2 protein-coding genes are annotated in these 3,149 nt (G+C 36.5%); both read right to left on the bottom strand.

The genetic code is table 11. From position 1 onward, the window contains the following. Positions 1-156: 156 nt before the first annotated feature. On the bottom strand, positions 157-1,812 hold the full coding sequence (locus AAAY30_RS11360; protein WP_443717735.1) for a hypothetical protein: 1,656 nt from the start codon (positions 1,810-1,812) through the stop codon (positions 157-159). A gap of 200 nt (positions 1,813-2,012) precedes the next feature. Beyond that, positions 2,013-2,852 (bottom strand): cohesin domain-containing protein, encoded by an 840-nt coding sequence (locus AAAY30_RS11355; protein WP_252559203.1) that lies wholly within the window; start codon positions 2,850-2,852, stop codon positions 2,013-2,015. Positions 2,853-3,149 lie beyond the last annotated feature (297 nt).

Below are 3,149 nucleotides of genomic sequence, written 5' to 3'. Positions count from 1 at the left end.
TTAAAAGGTTGACCAAACTTTTATAATTATTTGGTAAAACATTTTACTAAACCATAATTTACACAATTTTTCTGAAATTTATTCTTAATCATAATATCAAAAATGGGCTGACCTGTCAGGTCAGCCCAAAGAAATCTAAATTATTACTAATTAAGATTAGAACATCTCTCTCTTGCGAATGACGAACATTACGCCTGTAGCAGAAACAAGAAGAGTAAGAATTACAACTGCGAGTGTAGCGTCACCTGTCTTAACTGTGCCGTTATCATTGTTAGTTGTGTTGTTGCCGTTATTAGCTGTATCAGCTGTGCCCGGCTTAACTGTTGCGCCTGTCGATGATGTAGCATCTTCAGTTGCAGGAGCTATTGTTGTTTCAGAAGCCTTAGTTGTCTCAGTAGCCTTTGTTGTTTCAGGAGCCTTTGTTGTTTCAGTAGCCTTTGTTGTCTCAGGAGCCTTAGTTGTTTCAGGAGCCTTTGTTGTCTCAGGAACTGTTGGCGCTACATATGTTGACTCTGTAAGAGTTGTATTAGCAACCTTAAGAACTGAAGGATCCTTAATTTCAGAATCAACTACGAACGAGTTCATTGTTGAAGCATCAACCTGCATTTTGTCGGGGTCAAGCTCGCCTGTTGTAAGAACTCTTACGTCAAGGTCGATAGTTGTTTCAACATTTTCAGGCTCACCGATTACATCAAATGTAACCTGTATAAATGGCTTCTTAGAGTCGATTGCGTAAAGACCAAGGTCAGAAGCGTTAGAATTGATTTTTCCCGGAAGGCTTGTATTAAAAACATAGCCGCTTGGAATCTGTGGCATAATGGCGAGTTTCTTGCCAGTAGCATCAAGGTTTGACTTGTTGTTATACTCAAGAACAGTGTTATCAAATTTTAAGTACCACTCAAGGTTTACGAGATCTCTGTCTGTGCCAAGGTAGTAAGTAACTGTAACCTGCTTTGTTGAGTTATCATACACAGCCTTAGCATCTGAGAAGACGTTTGACTTAGCATTTACTGTAAGAGCAGGCTTTGAAACAGGAGCAGGAGCTGTTGTAGCTTCCTCTGAAGCTGTTGTTTCAACTGCCTCTGTTGTAGCTACAGTTGAGTCAGGCTCTGTTGGTGTTGGTTTAACACCGTCCTTTTTATCCTGAAGTGCCTTTTCAAATGACATATACTCTGTGTTGTAAACAGCGCCGTCACCCTTTACAGGTGTGTAACCATATTCGCCGTTACCATAGTAGTAGTACCACTGACCGCCGCATGTAAGCTTCTGGTTGAGTGGGTTCTCTTCAATTCTGTTTTCATCAATAACATAAATCATGTTATTGAAATTTCTGACACCTTCCGGATAAAGCTCGTTACTAGGATCGTCTTCATCAGTTTTAGGCCAGTAACCCCAAGCCTCTTCACCATCATCGTCTACACATGTAACATCTGATGTCTGAGCAGCCTTTGTGTACTGAGGAGCCTCTGGATCTGCACCGCCGTCAACATAGTTGTTGAAGATGAGCTTAGGAACATCCGTTGGAACATCAATACAGAAAATGTTTTCGTTCTCAGTTTCTTTAACCTTATACATATCCTGCCATGTTTCGCAAGCATCTGTGCCTTCCCACCAGTATGCACCTGTTGATGTTGTGAACTCATTTTCCCATCTCTGTGGCATATAGAAATAATATCTATATGTTTCAGTTCCCTCTGAAGGAACATAGTTACCATCGCTGTCTGTGTCAGCTGAAACGCTAACTGCTGCAACTGCTACCATTGAAGCAGAAAGAGCCATAGCCAACATAAGACTAATGATTTTCTTGGACATTAGAAATTTCCTCCTATAAAAATATGTTTCCGATATACTCGGTATGACAATTATATAATAATTTGCTCAAAAAATCAAGGCTTTTTCAAAAAAACAGGTCGATTATAGGGTGTAATAATAACCAAAAATCAGTTACAATTTTTAAACAATTTTTAAACAATTTTTAATTTTGCAATAAACAGTCAAAACTGTTCGTCACTTTAAGTCATATCGTTGTCAATATTGTCACTATCAGTATTCAAACCGTTTTTCGTATTTTCTTTATGTCTGAAATACATAACTCCGCCGATTGCTCCGCCTATCAGCAGCAAGCCGCAAACGATTACAATCGTTGTAACCGATGCACCCGAACCCGATTTCTGCACATCAACATATTGCGTATTGCCTTGGTTATTTTGCGGCATCATTGTTGTTTTTTCGCCGATTACAGCTTTATGGTCCGTTTTTTCATCTGTATTATCATTTCCTTTACCGTCTATATAATTAATAAAATTTCCCTGGTAAGTATTTATATATTTTTCCGCTTCTTCAACAATCGGTGTTTTTTCTGAAACAACAGTTTTTCCGTCTGACTTAATATCATAGGTTATGGTATATGCAGTAAGAGTATTCATATCGCTGTCATACATTTCTTTAATAAAATATGTAACATTAGTATTTCCAGATTTTTTAACCTTAAAATTCATAGATACAAGCTGTGTACGGGATGAAAAGCTTGCATAATTTGATATATCAGAGAAATTAAAAGTCATATATCCGTCAAGATTTCCATTATAAATCACACCGTTCAAATTATCAAAATTAATAGAATCAGTGTCAATTTCAAGGTAATCTGTATCATAAAAAACATATGCCTGCATACCCATTACATCTTTTGATGCATCAGCAATATACATTGAATATGTAAATGTGTCCCCCACAGCAACAGAAGCAGCATCGTTAATTTTCACTTCTTCCGCCGCATTTGCATTTAGAGGTACAGCGCAAAGCATCATAAGTGCAGAACAACAAGCTAACGTAGTTTTAATCTTTTTAAACATAAAATCAATTCCTTATATATAATACATTTATTATATAATATTATAAACAAAATTTCAACGAACTTATATAAAATTTAATTTGAATTTTATGTGATAATTTTAAAAAAGAAATAAATCTATGTTGAGTTATATTTTAAACATAAGATAAACACCATAAATTGTGGTTTAGCAGAGTGTCGGTCGGGCATTAAAATTTAGCTAACGCTAAATTATCCTCCCAAAAACAAAAAAGTTTACTCAATTTTTTCAAAAATTGCGGGTTGGGGCAGCGCCCATAAAAATCTTCCGATATAACAA

It is taken from the genome of Ruminococcoides bili (assembly GCF_040093295.1).
Taxonomy (GTDB): domain Bacteria; phylum Bacillota; class Clostridia; order Oscillospirales; family Acutalibacteraceae; genus Ruminococcoides; species Ruminococcoides intestinale_A.
The sequence above is the reverse complement of the archived record's forward strand: the minus strand, read 5'-3'. Positions and strand labels throughout refer to the sequence as shown.